17 protein-coding genes and 1 pseudogene are annotated in these 17,863 nt (G+C 66.3%); 9 read left to right on the top strand and 9 right to left on the bottom strand.

What is annotated here, in order from left to right:
- Positions 1 to 4: 4 nt before the first annotated feature.
- A pseudogene (locus SHTP_RS01055) lies at positions 5 to 1,558 on the bottom strand (hypothetical protein).
- Positions 1,559 to 2,180: 622 nt separating this feature from the next.
- Between SHTP_RS01055 and leuA the strand changes: the two are divergent.
- Complete coding sequence (gene leuA / locus SHTP_RS01050) at positions 2,181 to 4,001, top strand: 2-isopropylmalate synthase (protein WP_096369519.1); 1,821 nt, start codon at positions 2,181 to 2,183, stop codon at positions 3,999 to 4,001.
- Here leuA and SHTP_RS01045 read toward each other — a convergent pair.
- From SHTP_RS01045 to SHTP_RS01035, 3 genes are read right to left on the bottom strand one after another with little or no spacing between them, the layout of a single operon-like run.
- Positions 3,998 to 4,561: a TetR/AcrR family transcriptional regulator gene (locus tag SHTP_RS01045; RefSeq protein WP_011741918.1), complete on the bottom strand. Its 564-nt coding sequence runs from the start codon at positions 4,559 to 4,561 to the stop codon at positions 3,998 to 4,000. The two genes, leuA and SHTP_RS01045, sit on opposite strands and share 4 nt — an antisense overlap.
- Positions 4,561 to 5,010, bottom strand: coding sequence for a hypothetical protein (locus tag SHTP_RS01040; RefSeq protein ID WP_015357546.1), 450 nt, complete (start codon positions 5,008 to 5,010; stop codon positions 4,561 to 4,563). Before SHTP_RS01040 ends, SHTP_RS01045 begins: the two co-directional genes overlap by 1 nt.
- Positions 5,011 to 5,056: 46 nt before the next feature.
- Complete coding sequence (locus SHTP_RS01035; protein ID WP_096369518.1) at positions 5,057 to 6,046, bottom strand: DEDDh family exonuclease; 990 nt, start codon at positions 6,044 to 6,046, stop codon at positions 5,057 to 5,059.
- A 145-nt stretch (positions 6,047 to 6,191) separates the two neighbouring features.
- On the opposite strand from SHTP_RS01035, the gene SHTP_RS01030 reads away from it, so the two are divergent.
- On the top strand, positions 6,192 to 7,433 hold the full coding sequence (locus SHTP_RS01030) for a Mur ligase family protein (RefSeq protein WP_096369517.1): 1,242 nt from the start codon (positions 6,192 to 6,194) through the stop codon (positions 7,431 to 7,433).
- 4 nt (positions 7,434 to 7,437) lie between these two features.
- Complete coding sequence (locus SHTP_RS01025) at positions 7,438 to 8,133, top strand: type 1 glutamine amidotransferase (RefSeq protein WP_085981949.1); 696 nt, start codon at positions 7,438 to 7,440, stop codon at positions 8,131 to 8,133.
- Between the two features lie 15 nt (positions 8,134 to 8,148).
- Here the strand turns inward: SHTP_RS01025 and recR are convergent, their stop codons facing one another.
- Together recR and SHTP_RS01015 are read right to left on the bottom strand one after the other, a co-directional pair.
- A complete protein-coding gene (recR, locus tag SHTP_RS01020; RefSeq protein WP_011741923.1) occupies positions 8,149 to 8,760 on the bottom strand; it encodes a recombination mediator RecR in 612 nt (203 codons plus the stop codon).
- Positions 8,761 to 8,771: 11 nt separating this feature from the next.
- Positions 8,772 to 9,215 carry a YbaB/EbfC family nucleoid-associated protein gene (locus SHTP_RS01015; RefSeq protein WP_096369516.1) on the bottom strand — a complete coding sequence of 148 codons (444 nt, stop codon included), beginning with the start codon at positions 9,213 to 9,215 and terminating at the stop codon, positions 8,772 to 8,774.
- 98 nt (positions 9,216 to 9,313) lie between these two features.
- Here SHTP_RS01015 and SHTP_RS01010 point away from each other — a divergent pair, with 98 nt between their 5' ends.
- A complete protein-coding gene (locus tag SHTP_RS01010) occupies positions 9,314 to 10,075 on the top strand; it encodes an Rv3717 family N-acetylmuramoyl-L-alanine amidase (protein ID WP_020785288.1) in 762 nt (253 codons plus the stop codon).
- Here SHTP_RS01010 and SHTP_RS01005 read toward each other — a convergent pair.
- On the bottom strand, positions 10,072 to 10,509 hold the full coding sequence (locus SHTP_RS01005; RefSeq protein ID WP_012396744.1) for an SRPBCC family protein: 438 nt from the start codon (positions 10,507 to 10,509) through the stop codon (positions 10,072 to 10,074). The two genes, SHTP_RS01010 and SHTP_RS01005, sit on opposite strands and share 4 nt — an antisense overlap.
- A 46-nt stretch (positions 10,510 to 10,555) precedes the next feature.
- Between SHTP_RS01005 and SHTP_RS01000 the strand changes: the two genes are divergently transcribed.
- The 5 genes from SHTP_RS01000 to SHTP_RS00980 are packed head-to-tail and all read left to right on the top strand — an operon-like array spanning position 10,556 to position 14,554.
- Positions 10,556 to 11,968, top strand: coding sequence for an FAD-binding oxidoreductase (locus SHTP_RS01000; protein ID WP_096369515.1), 1,413 nt, complete (start codon positions 10,556 to 10,558; stop codon positions 11,966 to 11,968).
- Positions 11,965 to 13,284 (top strand): class I SAM-dependent methyltransferase, encoded by a 1,320-nt coding sequence (locus SHTP_RS00995; protein ID WP_015357554.1) that lies wholly within the window; start codon positions 11,965 to 11,967, stop codon positions 13,282 to 13,284. The genes SHTP_RS01000 and SHTP_RS00995 overlap by 4 nt, the downstream gene beginning before the upstream one ends.
- A gap of 12 nt (positions 13,285 to 13,296) precedes the next feature.
- On the top strand, positions 13,297 to 13,539 hold the full coding sequence (locus SHTP_RS00990) for a LapA family protein (protein WP_096369514.1): 243 nt from the start codon (positions 13,297 to 13,299) through the stop codon (positions 13,537 to 13,539).
- Positions 13,536 to 14,081: a hypothetical protein gene (locus SHTP_RS00985; RefSeq protein ID WP_172900612.1), complete on the top strand. Its 546-nt coding sequence runs from the start codon at positions 13,536 to 13,538 to the stop codon at positions 14,079 to 14,081. Before SHTP_RS00990 ends, SHTP_RS00985 begins: the two co-directional genes overlap by 4 nt.
- Positions 14,078 to 14,554, top strand: a complete 477-nt coding sequence (locus SHTP_RS00980) for an RDD family protein (RefSeq protein WP_096369513.1) — start codon at positions 14,078 to 14,080, stop codon at positions 14,552 to 14,554. The genes SHTP_RS00985 and SHTP_RS00980 overlap by 4 nt, the downstream gene beginning before the upstream one ends.
- Before the next feature lie 48 nt (positions 14,555 to 14,602).
- On the opposite strand, the gene SHTP_RS00975 is transcribed toward SHTP_RS00980, so the two are convergent.
- Positions 14,603 to 16,486: a DNA polymerase III subunits gamma/tau gene (locus tag SHTP_RS00975; RefSeq protein WP_096369512.1), complete on the bottom strand. Its 1,884-nt coding sequence runs from the start codon at positions 16,484 to 16,486 to the stop codon at positions 14,603 to 14,605.
- Between the two features lie 58 nt (positions 16,487 to 16,544).
- Positions 16,545 to 17,831, bottom strand: a complete 1,287-nt coding sequence (locus SHTP_RS00970; RefSeq protein WP_020730963.1) for an aspartate aminotransferase type Ic — start codon at positions 17,829 to 17,831, stop codon at positions 16,545 to 16,547.
- Between the last annotated feature and the right edge of the window lie 32 nt (positions 17,832 to 17,863).

Genomic DNA, 17,863 nt, shown 5'->3' with positions numbered 1-17,863 from the left:
GGGATCAGGCAACCGGAGCCTCGAGCATCGCGGTCAGCGCCAGCATGACGTAGTGCCGCAGCAGACGACGAGTGCAGTCCTGGACCACCAGGTTGCGCCGACCGTCCAAACTGTAGGCGGAGTCCACGATCCAGAACGCGAACAGGCTGGTCGAAAGGTAGGCCGGCATGTCCTCGCACCGCAGCACGGCCTCGGCAATGTCCTCGAGGAGCTGTCGCACCGAGCGCGCGGCGGCGGCCGGGCTCATTCCCAGCATGTCGTTGTCCCAGTCGGCCGGAGGGGTCTGGTTTCCATCCAGCGGTAGCGTCCGCAGCACCTCGGAGACCAAGGCGTGCACCTGGAGCGGGCGCAGGCAGTCGGCCGGACGGTGGTGTCCGAGATCGGCACTCCAGCCCGACAACCGCTCGCGCAACCGGTCCGCCGACATCTCACGAATCAGGTTTCGCGCCCACTTGCGCGGTTCCTCGCGGTTGTCGTGGTACAGAACCAGATCCAGCGGACCATGCTTGTCAAAGCGCATCAGTCGCCACACCAGATCGAAGAATTCCTCCGATGACAACACCTCACCGTAGGGGATGGGCTGTTCGCGGTTGCGGATCTCCTGGACAGGCGGAGCCTCGGTGGATGCGGAAATCCACTCCTCGAACCGCCGACCATCGATCTGCCTTTCCTGCAGCGGCAGCGGCAGCGGACGCTCTGGCGTGCTCTTCCACTTGGCGAGCAGTTCGGCGATTTGGCCGGCTGCAGCGCACAGGGTGGTAATGAAGCGCTGCTGGTAGGACTCATCGGGGACACCGCTGGTCAACAGTTCGCTCAGCGAGGCACTGGGCGTGTCCTCGACGTCGCTGACCAGACGGCCGGGGTTATCGGCCACGCGGTGGAAGGCCATGATGATGCAGCTGCGCGCATTTCCGGAGGCGGTGCGGAACCGGTGGTGCACCAGGGAACCGCGTCCGGCAACGTGTTCACGAACTCGTCGATATGCGCCGCCCGGCTACGCGACGCCGGTCGGAGCGCAGGGATTGACGCTAGGGTTGTTGACCTCAGGATCGGTCAGAAGCCCTACGGTTCGCCGCAGGTCCACGAAGCGGTGGATGAAGCTACCGCTGCCCTCCTGCGCCATGATTTCGTCGTAGCGCGCAACCAATTCCAGGAAGGCGTCCGATTCGACGATGTCGGCGAGGACTACCGCGCCCTGCTCTGCCATTTGCCCCAAGAGGTCCTGCAGCCCTGCGGTTGCGGTGGCGGCGTCCTGCGGGCTCAGAATCTCGAAGGCTTTGGTGAGCTCCGCCAATAGCGTGCTGCGGTAGGACTCTTTCTCCTCCAGATCACGGAAGCGCTTGTACGCCCAGGCGGCGGGAAGTTCTTCAGGCGATACCAGTTCCGGACCGATCGGAGGCGCGAAATTCATTGGCAGCACATCATCGGAGTTGAATTTGGCTAGCTGAATTCCATTGGCATTATCGGTCGACGATAATGTCGCGCCAAGCTGCATGAGCGATACCCCTAGCTGAGACGTGAAGGTGCGATAGCGGATGATCAAGTCCGAGAAGCCCATGTCCGCTTCTCTGGCGGCCGATCGTGTTAAGCGTACGTCAAATAACCCACCTAACCTGGTGTGATTCCACTCTCATGCAGGGCACTGCTGTGCGGCAGCGCACTCTACTCTCGAATGCTTGAAAGTTGCTGAGTATTAATGCCAGGGAATTGACAGAAAAGCCTTTCTCATTTATGGCGGCGACCGCCGCGGAGCTAGGCCACCCCGACAAGTTTTCCGTTAAGCCACAACGGTATTGATGTTTTCACCGAGCACACCCGGGCTCCATTAGCCTTCGGAATCCTCAGCGCGGAAACGCATTCAGTCGACGGCGGGAGCCAAGGTCCGCGATCGACAGCGACGACATTCCCGTCCGGTTTGCCGTCCGGTTTGCGGTCCGGTTCACCGTCCGGGTCGCGGTCCGGGTTGCCGATCGCCGCTTTGCGCCGGACCCGGACGGCCCAACGGTGGTTTGCCCTTGGGCCTTTTTGTCCGAGGCACCGATCGCGGTAGAGTTCTTTGCGTGCAGCGGGTGCTCCTCCTCGGACGCCGCGACGGGGCCTGATCCAGACCGGCTTCCCGTCGCGGGTGTTCGCGATGCGCCGGTCTGAAGTTCCTTCTCGCCACCCCTGGAGCAACTACCGTGACAAACTCTTCGCAAGCCCCTGGTCCCGACGCCTTCACCTCGGCGCGCACCATCGTCAAACCCGCTGGCCCACCGTCGCCGGGCCAACCCGTCTGGAACCCCCAGCGAGCCTCCTCGATGCCGGTCAACCGTTACCGGCCGTTCGCCGAGGAAGTCGAACACATCCGGGTTACCGACCGCACCTGGCCCGACCGCGTCATCGACCGCGCCCCCCTGTGGTGCGCGGTGGACCTGCGTGACGGCAACCAGGCACTGATCGATCCGATGAGCCCGGCCCGCAAGCGGCGCATGTTCGACCTGCTAGTTCGGATGGGTTACAAGGAGATCGAGGTCGGCTTTCCCTCGGCCAGCCAGACCGACTTCGACTTCGTCCGCGAGATCATCACCGAAGGCGCCATTCCCGACGACGTCACCATCCAGGTGCTGACTCAGTGCCGCCCCGAGCTGATCGAGCGCACGTTCGAGGCGTGCGCTGGGGCGTCGAAGGTGATCGTGCACTTCTACAACTCGACGTCGATCCTGCAGCGCCGCGTGGTGTTCCGCGCCGACCGGGCCGCGGTAGAAGCGATCGCGACCGAGGGCGCCCGCAGATGCGTCGAGGAAGCGGCCAAATACCCCGACACCCAGTGGCGCTTCGAGTACTCACCGGAGTCCTACACGGGCACCGAGCTGGAATACGCCAAACAGGTGTGCGACGCGGTGGCCGAAGTCATCCAGCCCACCCCGGAAAACCCGATCATCTTCAATCTCCCCGCCACCGTGGAGATGGCCACCCCGAACGTCTACGCCGACTCGATCGAGTGGATGAGCCGCAACCTGGCCAACCGGGAGTCGGTCATTCTGAGCCTGCATCCCCACAACGATCGCGGAACCGCCGTCGCCGCAGCCGAATTGGGCTTCGCCGCAGGCGCCGACCGGATCGAGGGCTGCCTGTTCGGCAACGGCGAGCGCACCGGCAACGTGTGTCTGGTGACCCTGGGGCTGAACCTGTTCTCCCGCGGCGTGGACCCGCAGATCGATTTCTCCAACATCGACGAGATCCGGCGCACCGTGGAGTACTGCAACCAGCTGCCGGTGCCCGAACGTCACCCCTACGGCGGGGACCTGGTCTACACCGCGTTCTCCGGCAGCCACCAGGACGCCATCAACAAGGGCCTGGACGCGATGAAGTTCGATGCCGACGCTGCCGATTCCGACATGGACGACATGCTGTGGCAGGTGCCCTACCTGCCCATCGACCCCAAGGACGTCGGACGCACCTACGAAGCGGTGATCCGAGTCAACTCGCAGTCCGGCAAGGGTGGGGTGGCCTACATCATGGAGGCCGACCACGGCCTGGCCCTGCCACGACGGCTGCAGATCGAGTTCTCGCGCGCGATCCAAGAGATCGCCGAGGGCAGCGCGGGCGAAGGGGGCGAGGTCTCGCCCAAAGAGATGTGGGACGCGTTCGCCGAGGAGTACCTGGCGCCGGTGCGCCCGCTGGAGCGGATCAAACAGCGCGTCATTGCCGCCGAGGAAGATGGCGGCACCACCAGCATCGACGCCACCGTCAAGGTCGACGGCAAAGAGACCGAGATCAGTGGCTCGGGCAACGGTCCGCTGGCCGCGTTCGTTCACGCGCTGGGCACCGTCGGGTTCGACGTGGCCGTGTTGGACTACTCCGAGCACGCGATGAGCGCCGGCGACGACGCTCAGGCGGCGGCGTACGTGGAGGCCTCCGTGGCCGGCAAGACGGTGTGGGGCGTGGGCATCGCGCCGTCGATCACCACCGCGTCACTGCGGGCCGTCGTGTCGGCGATCAACCGGGCGTCGCGCTAGGCGTCAAAGTACGCGGGTAGCAGCCGGTCGACCAGTGCGGCCGGGTCGTCGTCGCCGGGCAGGGTGAGGTGGCTGAAGACGTAGCCGTTGAGCAATCGGATCAACTGATCCATCTGCTCGGGCGTCGGGGCAAAGCCCGCGGCCTCGAAGATCAGGGTTGCCGACTTCACCGCGGCACGCTGCAACTCCACCAGGAACGGCTGCAGCTCTGGCCGTCTCGTGCCCTCCATGAACAGCTCGAACCTCGCCAGGGTGTTGCGGCGGAACTGTTCATCGGGGTCGGTGAGCATCTTCGTCATCAACGCTTTGACGCCGTCTCGGGACAACGACCCGACCGCGGACCGCAGCACCTGCACTCGCTGCCAATGCAAATCGACGGTGCGCGATGCCGTGGCTTCGAGCAAGGCCTGACGCGTGCGGAAGTAGTTCGATGTGGTGCCGGCGGGCAGACCCGCGCGATCGTCCACCTGCCGATGCGTAAGACCCCCGACACCGACGTCGGCAAGGATGTCGATCGCGGCGTCGAGGATCTGGGCACGGCGTTGCGGATTCGGCGGCATCAGTCTTTGTAGCGCAACCGCCAGAACATCGTCAGGAATGCCGGGTACACCGCGATCAACAGCAGGTAGCTGAACCACATGGGAAACCAGCTGACGATCGACAGATCCCGGACCACATAGGACATGTAGATGTGCAGCGGCACGCTACCGGCGATGTAGACGATCGATGCGGTGAAGAAGGCCCGATGCCGACCATTGGCGAACCGCACCCGGGGCCACACCAGGATGCCGGTGATGGCCGCATACGTCATCGGGATCAGCAGGATTCGGTCCGTGGCCACGGTCGCCACGTACTTCAGGGTGAGTTCGTCTCCGAAGATCACCCGGTAGACGTGCAATGCGAACCCGAGCGAGATGGTCAGCATGGCCGCCTGGCGGAAGAAATAGCCGTGCCGGCGGTAGGCGCTCTGCCGGGACGACTTGTCTACTACGGATGCAGTGGTACTCATGGCGCGACCATAGCACTACGTCCGTAGTGGTACAAGAGTGTTGGCCTCAGAAGAGCGCGAACTGTTCTTCGACCAGAGTGTGGTCGGTGAATTTCTCGGCACTGGTGCCGCCGAGCACACAGCCAACCCGGTCCATGAACTGCGTGTCGGTAAGCACGGGCACACCCAGCTGCCGGGCGTGGTAGCCCTTGCCCTGATCAGGGGCGTCTTCGTTGCACACCGCCAGCGATGTCTCCCGGTCGACGCCATCGCTGTAGGCCAGTCCGGCATGCAGGATCCGTTCGACGAGCTCCTCATGGGTTCGGCCCACCTCGGCGGCCAGCGCTACCCGCATGCCCTGGACCAGCGGCCGGTCACAGACGTAGCGGCCCGGGTTGAGGTAGGGGCAGGGCATCCGGGAGGCCAGCGCCTTGAGCGGGCGCAGTTCGTCGTGGGTCACCCGGCCGTTGGGCCACCGGCGCCGGGTGACCGGATGAATCGGCAGCCAAACGTCGCGTTCGCGGGCCCGTTGCAGCGCCGGTGCCAGGATCCCGCTCAAGACCAGTGCGTCGTCGAAAGCGTCGTGCGGCCGTTCCTGGGTCACGCCCCAATGTGCGGCCAGCGTCTCCAGCCTGAGGTTGTCGTTTCCGAGTTCCAGCCGCCGGGCCAGCTCGACCGTGCACATGACGGAATACACCGGCAGCTCGGCATCTGTCAGTTCAGCCTCAGCGGCCAAAAACGAGTAGTCGAACGCGACATTGTGGGCCACCAGCGTGCGGCCGCGCAGTAGCTCGGTCAGATCACCGACAATGTCGGCGAACTGAGGCTGGTCTTCGAGCATCGCCGCGGTCAGACCGTGCACGTGGGTTGGGCCCGGATCCACCCCGGGATTGAGCAGGCTGACCACGGAATGCTCGACATTGCCGGCTGCGTCCAGCCCAAGCGCGGCGACGCTGATGACCCGGGCGTGCCCCGGCCGAAATCCCGAGGTCTCGACATCGACGACGGCCCAACCCTCACCCGGGTGGCTGGCCGGCCGTCCCCAGTTCTGGCTCACACGATGAGAATGGCACGTCGGGCCGACATCACCGGCGTCGTTGCGCCTCGTGTCGGCCTCAACTTGGGGACGGCCCGTTACTTGGCCACGACCCGCTGCACTCGGCCCCCAGCGCCAAGGTTGCGATCGCCCTTAAACTGCCCGGGTGATAACCGCCCGTGCCCGGCTAGCCCTCGCCGCAGGTTCGAGCGCGCGTTGGGCGTCTCGAGTCACCGGTCGCGGAGCCGGTGCGATGATCGGCGGCCTGGTCGCAATGACCCTGGACCGCTCGGTGTTGCGCCAGCTCGCGAGCGGTCGGCGCACCGTCGTCATCACCGGCACCAACGGCAAATCGACGACCACCCGGATGACCGCGGCCGCCCTGAGCACCCTTGGCGCCGTCGCCACCAACGCCGAGGGTGCCAACATGGACGCCGGCCTGGTGGCCGCGCTGGCCGCCGACCGTCGTGCCGGACTCGCGGCGCTGGAAGTCGACGAGATGCACGTCCCGCACGTGTCGGACGCCGTCGAGCCGGCGGTCCTGGTGCTCCTGAACTTGTCCCGGGATCAGCTGGACCGCGTCGGCGAGATCAACGTGATCGAACGCACCCTGCGGGCCGGCCTGGCCCGCCACCCGAACGCGGTGGTGGTGGCCAACTGTGACGACGTCCTGATGGCCTCAGCGGCCTACGACAGCCCCAACGTGGTGTGGGTGGCCGCCGGCGGTTCCTGGTCGAACGACTCGGTGAGCTGCCCGCGCAGCGGCGAGGTCATCGTTCGCGAACCCGGGCACTGGTACTCCACCGGCGCCGACTTCAAACGGCCCAGACCACAGTGGTGGTTCGATGACGAAGCCGTGTACGGGCCGGACGGACTGGCGCTGCCGATGCGGCTGGCGCTGCCCGGCGCGGTCAATCGGGGAAACGCCACCCAAGCGGTCGCGGCCGCCGTCGCGTTGGGCGCGGATCCGGCGTTGGCCGTCGCCGCGGTCGCCGAGGTCGACGAGGTCGCCGGCCGTTACCGCAGCTTCGCTCTCGGCCGCCACCAAGCACGGATCCTGTTGGCCAAGAACCCGGCCGGCTGGCAGGAAGCGCTGTCGATGGTGGACGAACGTGCCGCCGGAGTGGTCATCTCCGTCAACGGACAAGTGCCCGACGGCGAGGATCTGTCCTGGCTGTGGGATGTGCGCTTCGAACATTTCGCCGAGGCGTTCAAAACGACCCCGGTGGTGGCCGCCGGTGAGCGCGGCACCGACCTGGCGGTGCGCCTGGGTTACGCGGGCGTGCAGCACACCCTGGTGCACGACACCGTGGCGGCCATCGAGTCTTGCCCGCCGGGACCGGTGGAGGTGGTCGCCAACTACACCGCGTTCCTCCAGCTGCAGCGGAGGTTGACGCGCAATGGCTGACTCTGTGGTCCGGATCGGCCTGGTGTTGCCCGACGTGATGGGTACCTACGGTGACGGCGGCAACGCCGTCGTGCTGCGCCAACGGCTACGCCTGCGGGCCATCCCCGCCGAGATCGTCGAGATCACCCTTTCCGACCCGGTACCGGATTCCTTGGACCTGTACACGCTGGGCGGCGCGGAAGATTACGCGCAGCGATTGGCCACCCGGCACCTGCTGCAGCACCCGGGACTGCAGCGCGCGGCCGGCCGGGGCGCACCCGTGCTGGCGATCTGTGCGGCCGTCCAGGTACTCGGGCATTGGTATGAAACCTCATCGGGCGAACGTGTCGACGGTGTCGGCCTGCTCGATGCGACCACCTCTCCGCAACAGACCCGCACCATCGGTGAGCTGATCAGCAAGCCATTGCTGCCCGGGTTGACCCAGCGGCTCACGGGTTTCGAAAATCACCGCGGAGGTACCGTTCTGGGCCCAGCGGCATCGCCGTTGGGTGCGGTGGTCAAGGGTGCGGGCAACCGGGCGGGCGATGGCTTTGACGGCGTCGTCCAGGGCAGCGTGGTCGCGACCTACATGCACGGGCCGTGTCTGGCCCGCAACCCCGAGCTGGCCGACCTGCTGCTGAGCAAGGTGGTCGGAGCGCTGGCGCCGCTGGAGCTACCGGAAGTGGAATTGTTGCGCCGAGAGCGGTTGTCGGCGCGCTAGCGCCGCCCGCCGAACTCAGACCATCGCGCGGCGGCCGGTCAACGCGCGGCCCAGGGTGAGTTCGTCGGCGAACTCCAGGTCACCACCCATCGGCAGCCCCGACGCGATCCGGGTGACGGTCAGGCCGGGGATGTCGCGCAGCATCCGCACCAGGTAGGTGGCCGTCGCCTCGCCCTCGGTATTGGGGTCGGTGGCGATGATCACCTCGGTGATATCGACGCCGTCGACCCGATCACCGATGCGAGTCAGCAACTCGCGGATTCGCAGCTGCTCGGGACCGATCCCGGAAAGGGGATCGAACGCCCCGCCCAGCACGTGATAGCGACCGCGGTATTCGCGGGTTCGCTCGACGGCCTGGATGTCTTTGGGCTCTTCGACGACGCAGACCAGGGCCCCGTCCCGGCGCGGGTCCGCGCAAATGCGGCAACGCTCGTCATCGGAGACGTTCCCGCACACAGCGCAGAAGCGCACCCCGTCCCGGACCTTGGCCAGCACGGCGGTCAGCCGGTCGATGTCCGGCGGCTCAACCGACAAGAGGTGAAACGCGATGCGCTGGGCACTCTTGGGGCCGATGCCCGGCAGCTTGCCGAGCTCGTCGATCAGATCCTGAACGGGTCCCTCGAACATGCCGGGGCCGGTCAGACCCCCGGGGCACCCGGCATGCCTGGCATACCCGGTGCGCCCAGGGCACCCGGCATACCTGGCATTCCCGGCGCACCCGGCCGTGGCGGCATTCCCGGCGCTCCCGGCGCTCCTGGGGCACCGGGCGCGCCGGGCGGGCGCATCGCGCCGGCCAGCGCACCCAGGCGCTCCTGCGCCATCTTGGTCACCTGCTGAGACGCATCGCGCATGGCACCAACGATCAGGTCCTGCAGCGTCTCTATGTCGTCACGGTCGACCACCTTGGGGTCGATCGTGACCCCGACCAGTTCGCCGCTGCCCCTGACAGCGACCTGGACCAAGCCGCCACCGGCTTGACCGTGTACCTCGGAATTGGCCAGCTGTTGCTGGGCTTCCAGTAGCTTCTGCTGCATCTGCTGTGCTTGAGCGAGCAGTGCCGACATGTCGCCGCCGGGTTGCATGACAGTCCCCTAGCATCTTGGTCTCGAGTTGGTTTCGCCTGCGGTTGTATGGCGATTTGAAACAACCAGCCTAGACGGCACGGCGTTACCATTGCGCAGTGGACGTAGGAGTCAGCCCGCGTGTCGGGATCGCCATGGTCATCGGGATGCTCGTAGCGGCGTTGACACCCCTGCTCCCAACGGCGGCCGCAGCCCCTTCCAACATCGCCGGCATGGTCGTTTTCATCGACCCTGGGCACAACGGCGCTAACGACGCATCGATCGGGCGTCAGGTCCCCACCGGCCGGGGCGGCACCAAGGACTGCCAGGCCAGCGGGACATCGAGCAACAGCGGTTACCCGGAGCACACGTTCACCTGGGACACCGCCCTGCGACTGCGCGCCGCGCTGAACGCGCTGGGCGTACGAACGGCGCTCTCCCGCGGCAACGACAACGCGCTGGGTCCGTGCATCGACGAACGCGCCAACACGGCCAACGCGTTACATCCCAACGCGGTCGTCAGCCTGCACGGCGACGGCGGCCCGGCCACCGGCCGCGGCTTTCACGTCAACTACTCGTCCCCGCCGCTGAACGCGGCCCAGGCCGGTCCCTCGGTGCAGTTCGCGCGGGTCATGCGCGACCAGTTGCGGGCCTCGGGTATTCCGCCGGCCAACTACATCGGGCAGGACGGCTTGTACGGGCGTTCGGATCTAGCGGGGCTGAACCTGGCCCAGTACCCGTCGATCCTGGTCGAGCTGGGCAACATGAAGAACCCCGCGGACTCGGCGCTGATGGAGTCCCCCGAAGGGCGGCAGAAGTATGCCAACGCGCTGGTCCGCGGGGTCGCGGGCTTTCTGGCCAGCCAGGGCCAGGCGCGCTAGCTTTCCAGCTCGGACTTGAGGTTGGCCAGCACTTCACCCTGGATCTTCTTCAAACCCAGCGGGGCAAACGTCTTCTCGAAGAAGCCCTTGACCCCGCCGGCGCCGTTCCAGGTGGTCTTGACGGTCACGCTGCAGCCCGGCCCCGCCGGAGCCACCGTCCAGTTGATGATCATGGATGAGTTCGCATCCTTTTCGATCACCGTGTGGCCTGCGACATCCACGCCGACCTGCACGTCACGGACGCGCGACTTGGTCGCCTGCAGTCGCCACTTTGCGACGGTGCCCTGTCCCTGACCCCCTTCGAGCACCTGGTACTCGCTGTATTGCGGGGAAAGAATTTTCGGACGAACGTTCTGATAATCGGCCACTCCGGCAAGAGCGGCCGCAGGCTCAGCATTGATCAAGATCGTGCTGGCTGCGCTCACCTGTCCCATCAGGCGCAACTCCTCTGTCATGAATCGCGGTGCAGCCCACACACGGATGCAGGGGCTGTGGTCGGTGACTACGATATATGTGGTGCCTGGTACTGGATCTGGACTGTCCGCCCACACATCGGGCGTAGAGCGATTGCTGGCTAGCTATCGATCCATTCCCACGACCGCAACGGTCCGGTTGGCCAAACCCACTTCAAACCTGTTCCGCGCCCGCGCCAAACGCGATGTTCGGGGTCTGGACACCTCCGGGTTGACCGGTGTGATCAGCATCGATCCCGACGCCCGCACCGCCGACGTGGCCGGCATGTGCACATATGAGGACCTGGTCGCAGCCACGCTGCCGCACGGTCTGTCGCCGCTGGTGGTTCCGCAATTGAAGACCATTACGCTCGGCGGCGCGGTCACCGGCTTGGGCATCGAGTCGGCATCGTTTCGCAATGGCCTGCCGCACGAGTCGGTGCTCGAAATGGACGTCCTCACCGGCGCGGGCGAATTGCTGACGGTATCGGCCGACCGGCACGCCGATCTGTATCGAGCCTTCCCTAATTCCTATGGCACGCTGGGCTATTCGACTCGGCTCAAGATCCTGCTGGAGCCGGTCAAGCCCTTTGTGGCGTTGCAGCACATCCGATTCGACTCGTTGCGGGCACTGGTCGCGGCGATGGAGCGCATTGTCGATACCGGGGGCCTGGACGGGATGGCGGTGGACTACCTGGACGGCGTGGTCTTCAGCGCCGACGAAAGCTACCTGTGCGTCGGTGTGCGGACCGCAACGCCGGGCCCGGTCAGCGATTACACCGGAAAAGACATCTACTACCGGTCGATCCAGCACGAGAGCGGCGTCAAAGCGGACCGCCTGACCACCCACGACTACTTCTGGCGCTGGGACACCGACTGGTTCTGGTGCTCACGCGCGTTCGGCGCGCAGAACCCGACGCTGCGGCGCTGGTGGCCGCGGCGGTACCGGCGCAGCAGCGCCTACTGGAAGCTGGTGGAACTCGACCAGCGCTTCGGAATCGCCGACCGGATCGAGAAGCGCCACGGGCGCCCCCCGCGAGAGCGAGTGGTGCAGGATGTCGAGGTTCCCATCGAGCGCACCCAGGACTTCATGACATGGTTTTTGGAAACGGTACCCATCGCACCGATCTGGCTGTGCCCCTTACGGCTTCGTGACAATGACGGCTGGCCGCTGTATCCGATCCGGCCGGACCACAGCTACGTCAATATCGGCTTCTGGTCCTCGGTGCCGGCCGGCGCCACCGAGGGGGCAACCAACCGGGAGATAGAGACGAAGGTGAGCGAGCTCAACGGACACAAGTCGCTCTACTCCGACAGCTACTACACCCGAGAAGAGTTCGATGAGTCGTACGGCGGGGAGTCGTACAAAACGGTGAAGAAAACCTACGATCCAGATTCGCGTCTGCTCGATCTCTACGCAAAGGCGGTGCAACGACGATGACTGCAACGAAAGAAGCCAACCAGCCCCCGAATGCCAACGGCGGCAGACTCAGTATTGCCGAGGTCCTGGCGATCTTCACCGCGACCGGCGGCCAGCCACTGAAGTTCAGTGCGTATGACGGCAGCACCGCCGGTTGCAACGACGCGGAAATGGGGTTGGAACTCACCTCCCCCCGCGGCACCACCTACCTGGCGACGGCGCCGGGGGAACTCGGCCTCGCCCGGGCCTACGTATCGGGGGACCTACAGCCCCACGGTGTGCATCCCGGCGATCCGTATGAGCTGCTCAAAGCGTTGACCGACCGGGTCGAGTTCAAACGCCCGTCAGCGCGGGTGCTGGCCAACGTGGTGCGCTCGATCGGGGTGGAGCATCTGTTGCCGATCGCGCCGCCGCCGCAGGAGACGCCGCCGCGGTGGCGCCGGATGGCCGAGGGCGTCCTGCACAGCAAGACCCGCGACGCCGAGGCCATCCACCACCACTACGACGTCTCGAACACCTTCTACGAGTGGGTGCTCGGGCCGTCGATGACCTATACCTGCGCGGTCTATCCGAACGAACGGGCAACCCTGGAAGAGGCTCAGGAGAACAAGTACCGGCTGGTCTTCGAGAAGCTGCGGCTGCGGCCGGGCGATCGCCTACTCGACGTCGGCTGCGGCTGGGGCGGGATGGTGCGCTACGCCGCGCGCCACGGGGTCCGGGTCATCGGCGCCACGCTGTCGGCCGAGCAGGCCACGTGGGCCCAACAGAAGATCTCCGACGAGGGGTTGGCGCAGCTGGCCGAGGTGCGCCACTGCGACTACCGGGACGTGGTGGAGACCGGGTTCGATGCCGTCTCGTCGATCGGAATGACCGAGCACATCGGCGTCCGCAACTATCCCGCCTATTTCGGCTTGCTCAAATCCAAGCTGCGCACCGGCGGCCTGCTACTCAACCACTGCATCACCCGCCACGACAACAAGTCGACATCCTTCGCCGGCGGGTTCACCGACCGCTACGTCTTCCCGGACGGGGAGCTGACCGGCTCCGGCCGCATCATCACCGAGATCCAGGAAGTCGGCTTCGAGGTGCTGCACGAGGAGAACCTGCGGCAGCACTACGCGCTGACGCTTCGCGACTGGTGCCACAACCTCGTCAAGCACTGGGACGTGGCGGTCGCCGAAGTCGGACTGCCCATCGCCAAGGTATGGGGCCTGTACATGGCGGCCTCGCGAGTGGCGTTTGAGCGCAACAACCTGCAGCTGCATCACGTGCTCGCCGCCAACGTCGACACCTGGGGCGAAGATGACCTGCCGCTACGGCCGTGGTGGACGGCCTAGGAGGAGATCGCTATGTCGCCAGACGATGCCGCCGCAACTTCGACAGGGCGCCGGGCCCGCAGGTTCGCGGTACGGCACTGGGTCGCGCTGATCCTCGTCGTGCTGGTGGCGATCTTCATCGCACAGAACCGCGAGCGCCCGCAGATGCACTTGCTGTGGGTCACCGTCGAGTCGCCCATGTGGCTGCTGCTGAGCGCCATGTTTGTGCTGCGCATCCTGGTGGGCCTGCTGCTGCGTCGACGCCGCCGGAAATGAGCCATGGCTTGCCCCGGGCGGCCGAAAAAGGCGTAGACGTGATCAGAAACCCGGTGGTTTCCGTCAGCGTCGGCGCCACGGCGATCGCGCTGGGATGGGGGCAGAGCCTATTCCGAAACGTGCAACGACTACCGCTGGTCGGGTCATGGGTGCGGCAAGGCATCGACGAACTGTCGCAGCGAGGCGACCGGTGGCTCGCGCAGAATGTGGACCCGCTCAGGGCGCGGGTGCTGCCGATGGCCGGCGATTTGGTGGATCTGGTACTCGACCAGATCGACCTGACCGCTCTGGTTCGCGAACGGCTTGATCTGGACGCCCTGGTCGCCGAGGTCGACATCGATGCAGTGATCAACCGGATCGATCTGATCACCCTGGCGGACAAGGTGATCGACGGTGTCGACCTGCCCGGGATCATCCGTGAGTCGACAAGTTCGGTAACGGCCGAGGTGATGACCGACGTTCGCAGCCAAGGCGAACGGGCCGATGACCGCGTCGCCAGGATCGTTGACCGGGTTCTGGGGCGTGACCGGGACGATCAGTGATCTCCTCCGATCCGGCGCCCACCGATGGGCGTGCGGCCGGCATCGTCACCCGGGGGCTGGCAGCCGTCATCGATCTGGTGGTCGTTCTGCTGATCATGGGTGCGCTCTATCTCGGCCTGATCCTGGTCAAGCTGGTCTACTCCCCGGTGTCCTTCAGCCTGCCGGCGCTCAACGTTGTGTTTTCCACCCTGGTCACCTTTGTGGTCGCCGTCGGATACCTCACCGGCTGTTGGGCGGTTTCGGGGTGCACCGCCGGCGCGGTGATGATGGGGCTTCGAGTCGCCGGACGACACTCACATCGCCTACGCCCACTGGTCGCGACGCTACGGGCGATCGGCTGCGTTCTGTTCCCGGTCGGGTTGATCTGGGTTGCGATCGACCGGCAGCGAAGATCGTTGCAGGACATCGTGTTCCGTAGTCGGGTCGTTTATTCACGACCCCATGCCGCGACCGGCCCGGACGAACCGGTCTGACGCCGCGCAAGCACCCGGATGTCGCGCGGCACAACGGCACGCGCGAGGTCAGGCGTTGTCGATGCGGCGGGCACCCAGCTCATTGCGCAGCAGTTCGAGCGCCACTTCCTCGGGGTCGCGGCGCGGCTCGGACGGGTCGCTGCGACCGGCTTCGGCCAGCAGGCTTTCCTCTTCCTCACGCCGGGCGGAATCGACGGCAACGGGATCCGCCGCCGGGGCCGCGGCCTTGGCCGGCGTCGGGGTTGCGGCGGGTTCCGCGGCGCCCACCTCGCAGCGCACCCGCCAGTTGACTCCCAACGCATCTCTGAGCGCCTCGGCGATGACGTCGGCGTTGCGCTGCTCGGACAGCCGCCGGGCCAGCGGCGCCGAGTCGTGGGTCAGTACCAGCGTGTTGTCTTCGAGCGCACGAACGGTGGCGGCGGCGAGCATCACCTCGGTGGTGCGGCTGCGCTGGCGCACCTTCTCGCGCACGGTCGGCCACATGCTGCGAACCGCGGCGGCATTGAGCTCCCCGGGAGCCGAGACCGGTTCGGGAACCGGAGCCGGCCGGGGTTCGGGCGCCCGCCGGGGTTCGGGCGCCGGCCGGGGTTCGGGAGCCGGCGGCGGCTCTGGCGCGGACTTGGGCTCTGGTGGTGCCGGCCGGCGCATGCTTTGCCTGACCATCTCTTTGGCCTCCGCCCGGGCGGAGGTCGTCGCCCGCGGCGCGGCCGGCGCTTCCGGCACGGCCGGCGCTTCCGGCGCTGGGGCCGAGGTGGCTCCCGCACCGGCCGGTATCGACATGGCCAGCCGGGTCTCGATCCGCTCGATGCGCTGCAACAGCGCCGATTCGGCGTCGCTGGCCGAGGGCAGCAGCAGCCGGGCACACACCACCTCCAGCAACAGCCGGGGTGCCGTCGCGCCACGCATCTCGCCCAGCCCGGCCTGTACGACCTCGGCGTAGCGAGTCAGCGTCGCCGACCCGAGGTGCGCCGCCTGCTCCCGCATCCGATCCAGCACATCTTCGGGGCCGTCCACGACCCCGCGAGACACGACGTCGGGAACCGCTTGCAGCACGATGAGATCGCGGAATCGCTCCAGCAGGTCGGTGGCGAAGCGACGAGGATCGTGCCCGGCGTCGATCACCGATTCGACCGCCCCGAACAGCGCCGCGGCATCCCCGACGCCAAGCGCGTCCACGGCGTCGTCGATCAGCGCGACGTCGGTGGCACCCAGCAGTCCCAGCGCTCGCTGGTAGGTCACATGGTTGCTCTGCGCCCCGGCCACCAGCTGGTCCAGCACCGAAAGCGTGTCACGCGGGGAACCACCGCCGGCGCGAGTCACCAGCGGATACACCGCCTCGTCGACGACCACGCCCTCCTGCTCACAAATCCGCCCGATCAGACCTCGCATGGTGCGCGGCGGCAGCAGGCGGAACGGGTAGTGGTGGGTGCGCGACCGGATGGTGGGCAGCACCTTCTCCGGTTCCGTGGTGGCGAAGATGAAGATGAGGTGTTCGGGGGGCTCTTCGACGATCTTGAGCAGCGCGTTGAAACCGGCGGTGGTCACCATGTGCGCCTCGTCGATGATGAACACGCGGTAGCGCGACTGCGCGGGCGCGTAGAACGCGCGATCCCGCAATTCCCGGGTGTCGTCCACACCGCCGTGACTGGCCGCGTCGAGCTCGACCACGTCGATGCTGCCGGGCGCGCTGGGCGCCAAGGCCTGGCAGGACTCGCAGGTTCCACACGGCGTGGCCGTGGGGCCCTGCGCGCAGTTCAAGGACCGCGCCAGGATGCGCGCCGACGACGTCTTGCCGCAGCCGCGCGGTCCGGAGAACAGGTACGCATGGTTGATCCGGCCGGCCTCCAGGGCGATCGACAGCGGTTCGGTGACATGCTCCTGCCCCACCACCTCCGCGAAGGTCGCCGGACGATATTTGCGGTAGAGAGCCACGGCCAGCAGGCTACTCAGGCTGGCGGACTATTGCGGAATCCACTGGTCCGAGCGGGAACTACGGGCGGGCCAGCAAGGCCTCGGTGCCGGCGAGCAAGGCACAGGTCGCCAGACCATCGACCGCGTCGCTCAGATCGGGCAGCGACGGGAAAGACGGCGCGATCCGGATGTTCTTGTCCTCGGGATCCTTGCGATACGGGAACGACGCGCCCGCCTCGGTGACGGCAATCCCGGCGTCCTTGGCCAACGCCACGGTGCGGCGCGCGGTCCCCGGCATCACATCGAGGCTGATGAAATACCCGCCCTTGGGCTCGGTCCACGACGCGATCTTGGAATCGCTGAGCCGCTGATCGAGGATCTCAAGCGCCACCGCAAACTTGGGCGCCAATATCTGCTGGTGGCGGCGCATATGCAGGCGTACGCCGTCGGCGTCTCCGAAAAACCGCAGGTGCCGCAGCTGGTTGACCTTGTCCGGACCGATCGACTTCTTTCCGGCGTACTGCAGATACCACGCGATGTTGCCCAACGACCCGCCGAAGAAGCTGACGCCGCCGCCGGCGAAGGTGATCTTCGACGTGGATGCAAAAACGTAGGGCCGGTGCGGATTGCCGGCCTTGGCCGCCAGCCCCAGCACGTCAACCTGCCGGATGAAGTCCGGCGTGAGGGTGTGCACCATGTAGGCGTTGTCCCAGAACAAGCGGAAGTCCGGTGCCGCCGTCTGCATCTGCACCAGCCGGCGCACCGTTTCCCAGGAATACGTGACACCGGTGGGGTTGCCGAACACCGGTACGGTCCACATGCCCTTGATCGTGGGGTCGACGGCGACCAGTTCCTCGATCAGATCGACGTCGGGGCCGTCCTCGAGCATCGGGACGGGGATCATCTCCACACCCATCGTTTCGGTGATGGCGAAATGGCGGTCATAGCCGGGAACGGGGCACAGGAACTTGATGCCGTCCGGCTCCTTTACCCAAGGCCGGGGCGAGTCGACCCCGCCATAGAGCATGGAGAACGCGGTCACGTCGTGCATCAGCTCCAGGCTGGAGTTGTTTCCCGCGATCAAGTTCTGGACCGGGATGCCGAGCAACTCACCGAAGATGGCGCGCAGCGCCGGCAGGCCATGCAGGCCGCCATAGTTGCGGGTGTCGAGGCCCTCGGGGTCGCGGTAATCCTGGCCACCGGGCAGGCTCAGCAGTTGATTAGACAGGTCCAGCTGCTCAGAAGACGGCTTGCCTCGGGTGAGATCCAGGGACAGGCCTTTACCGCGCAGGTTTGCGTAGTCCTGCTCGTGGCGGACATGCAAAGCGGCTAGCTCTTCAGGGCTGAGCGAATCGAACGAGACCATGCGGCCCTTTCACCGTCGAAAACCGTGGATCA

Source organism: Mycobacterium ulcerans subsp. shinshuense (assembly GCF_002355775.1).
GTDB lineage: Bacteria > Actinomycetota > Actinomycetes > Mycobacteriales > Mycobacteriaceae > Mycobacterium > Mycobacterium marinum.
The sequence above is the reverse complement of the archived record's forward strand: the minus strand, read 5'-3'. Positions and strand labels throughout refer to the sequence as shown.

Excerpts from the sequence above, each read along its gene's own strand:
- SHTP_RS01045 (WP_011741918.1), bottom strand. The coding sequence starts at position 4,561 with ATGCCGCCGAATCCGCAACGCCGTGCCCAGATCCTCGACGCCGCGATC.
- SHTP_RS01040 (WP_015357546.1), bottom strand. The coding sequence starts at position 5,010 with ATGAGTACCACTGCATCCGTAGTAGACAAGTCGTCCCGGCAGAGCGCC.
- recR (WP_011741923.1), bottom strand. The coding sequence starts at position 8,760 with ATGTTCGAGGGACCCGTTCAGGATCTGATCGACGAGCTCGGCAAGCTG.
- SHTP_RS01015 (WP_096369516.1), bottom strand. The coding sequence starts at position 9,215 with ATGCAACCCGGCGGCGACATGTCGGCACTGCTCGCTCAAGCACAGCAG.
- SHTP_RS01005 (WP_012396744.1), bottom strand. The coding sequence starts at position 10,509 with ATGGGACAGGTGAGCGCAGCCAGCACGATCTTGATCAATGCTGAGCCT.
- SHTP_RS01000 (WP_096369515.1), top strand. The coding sequence starts at position 10,556 with ATGCAGGGGCTGTGGTCGGTGACTACGATATATGTGGTGCCTGGTACT.
- SHTP_RS00995 (WP_015357554.1), top strand. The coding sequence starts at position 11,965 with ATGACTGCAACGAAAGAAGCCAACCAGCCCCCGAATGCCAACGGCGGC.
- SHTP_RS00990 (WP_096369514.1), top strand. The coding sequence starts at position 13,297 with ATGTCGCCAGACGATGCCGCCGCAACTTCGACAGGGCGCCGGGCCCGC.
- SHTP_RS00985 (WP_172900612.1), top strand. The coding sequence starts at position 13,536 with ATGAGCCATGGCTTGCCCCGGGCGGCCGAAAAAGGCGTAGACGTGATC.
- SHTP_RS00970 (WP_020730963.1), bottom strand. The coding sequence starts at position 17,831 with ATGGTCTCGTTCGATTCGCTCAGCCCTGAAGAGCTAGCCGCTTTGCAT.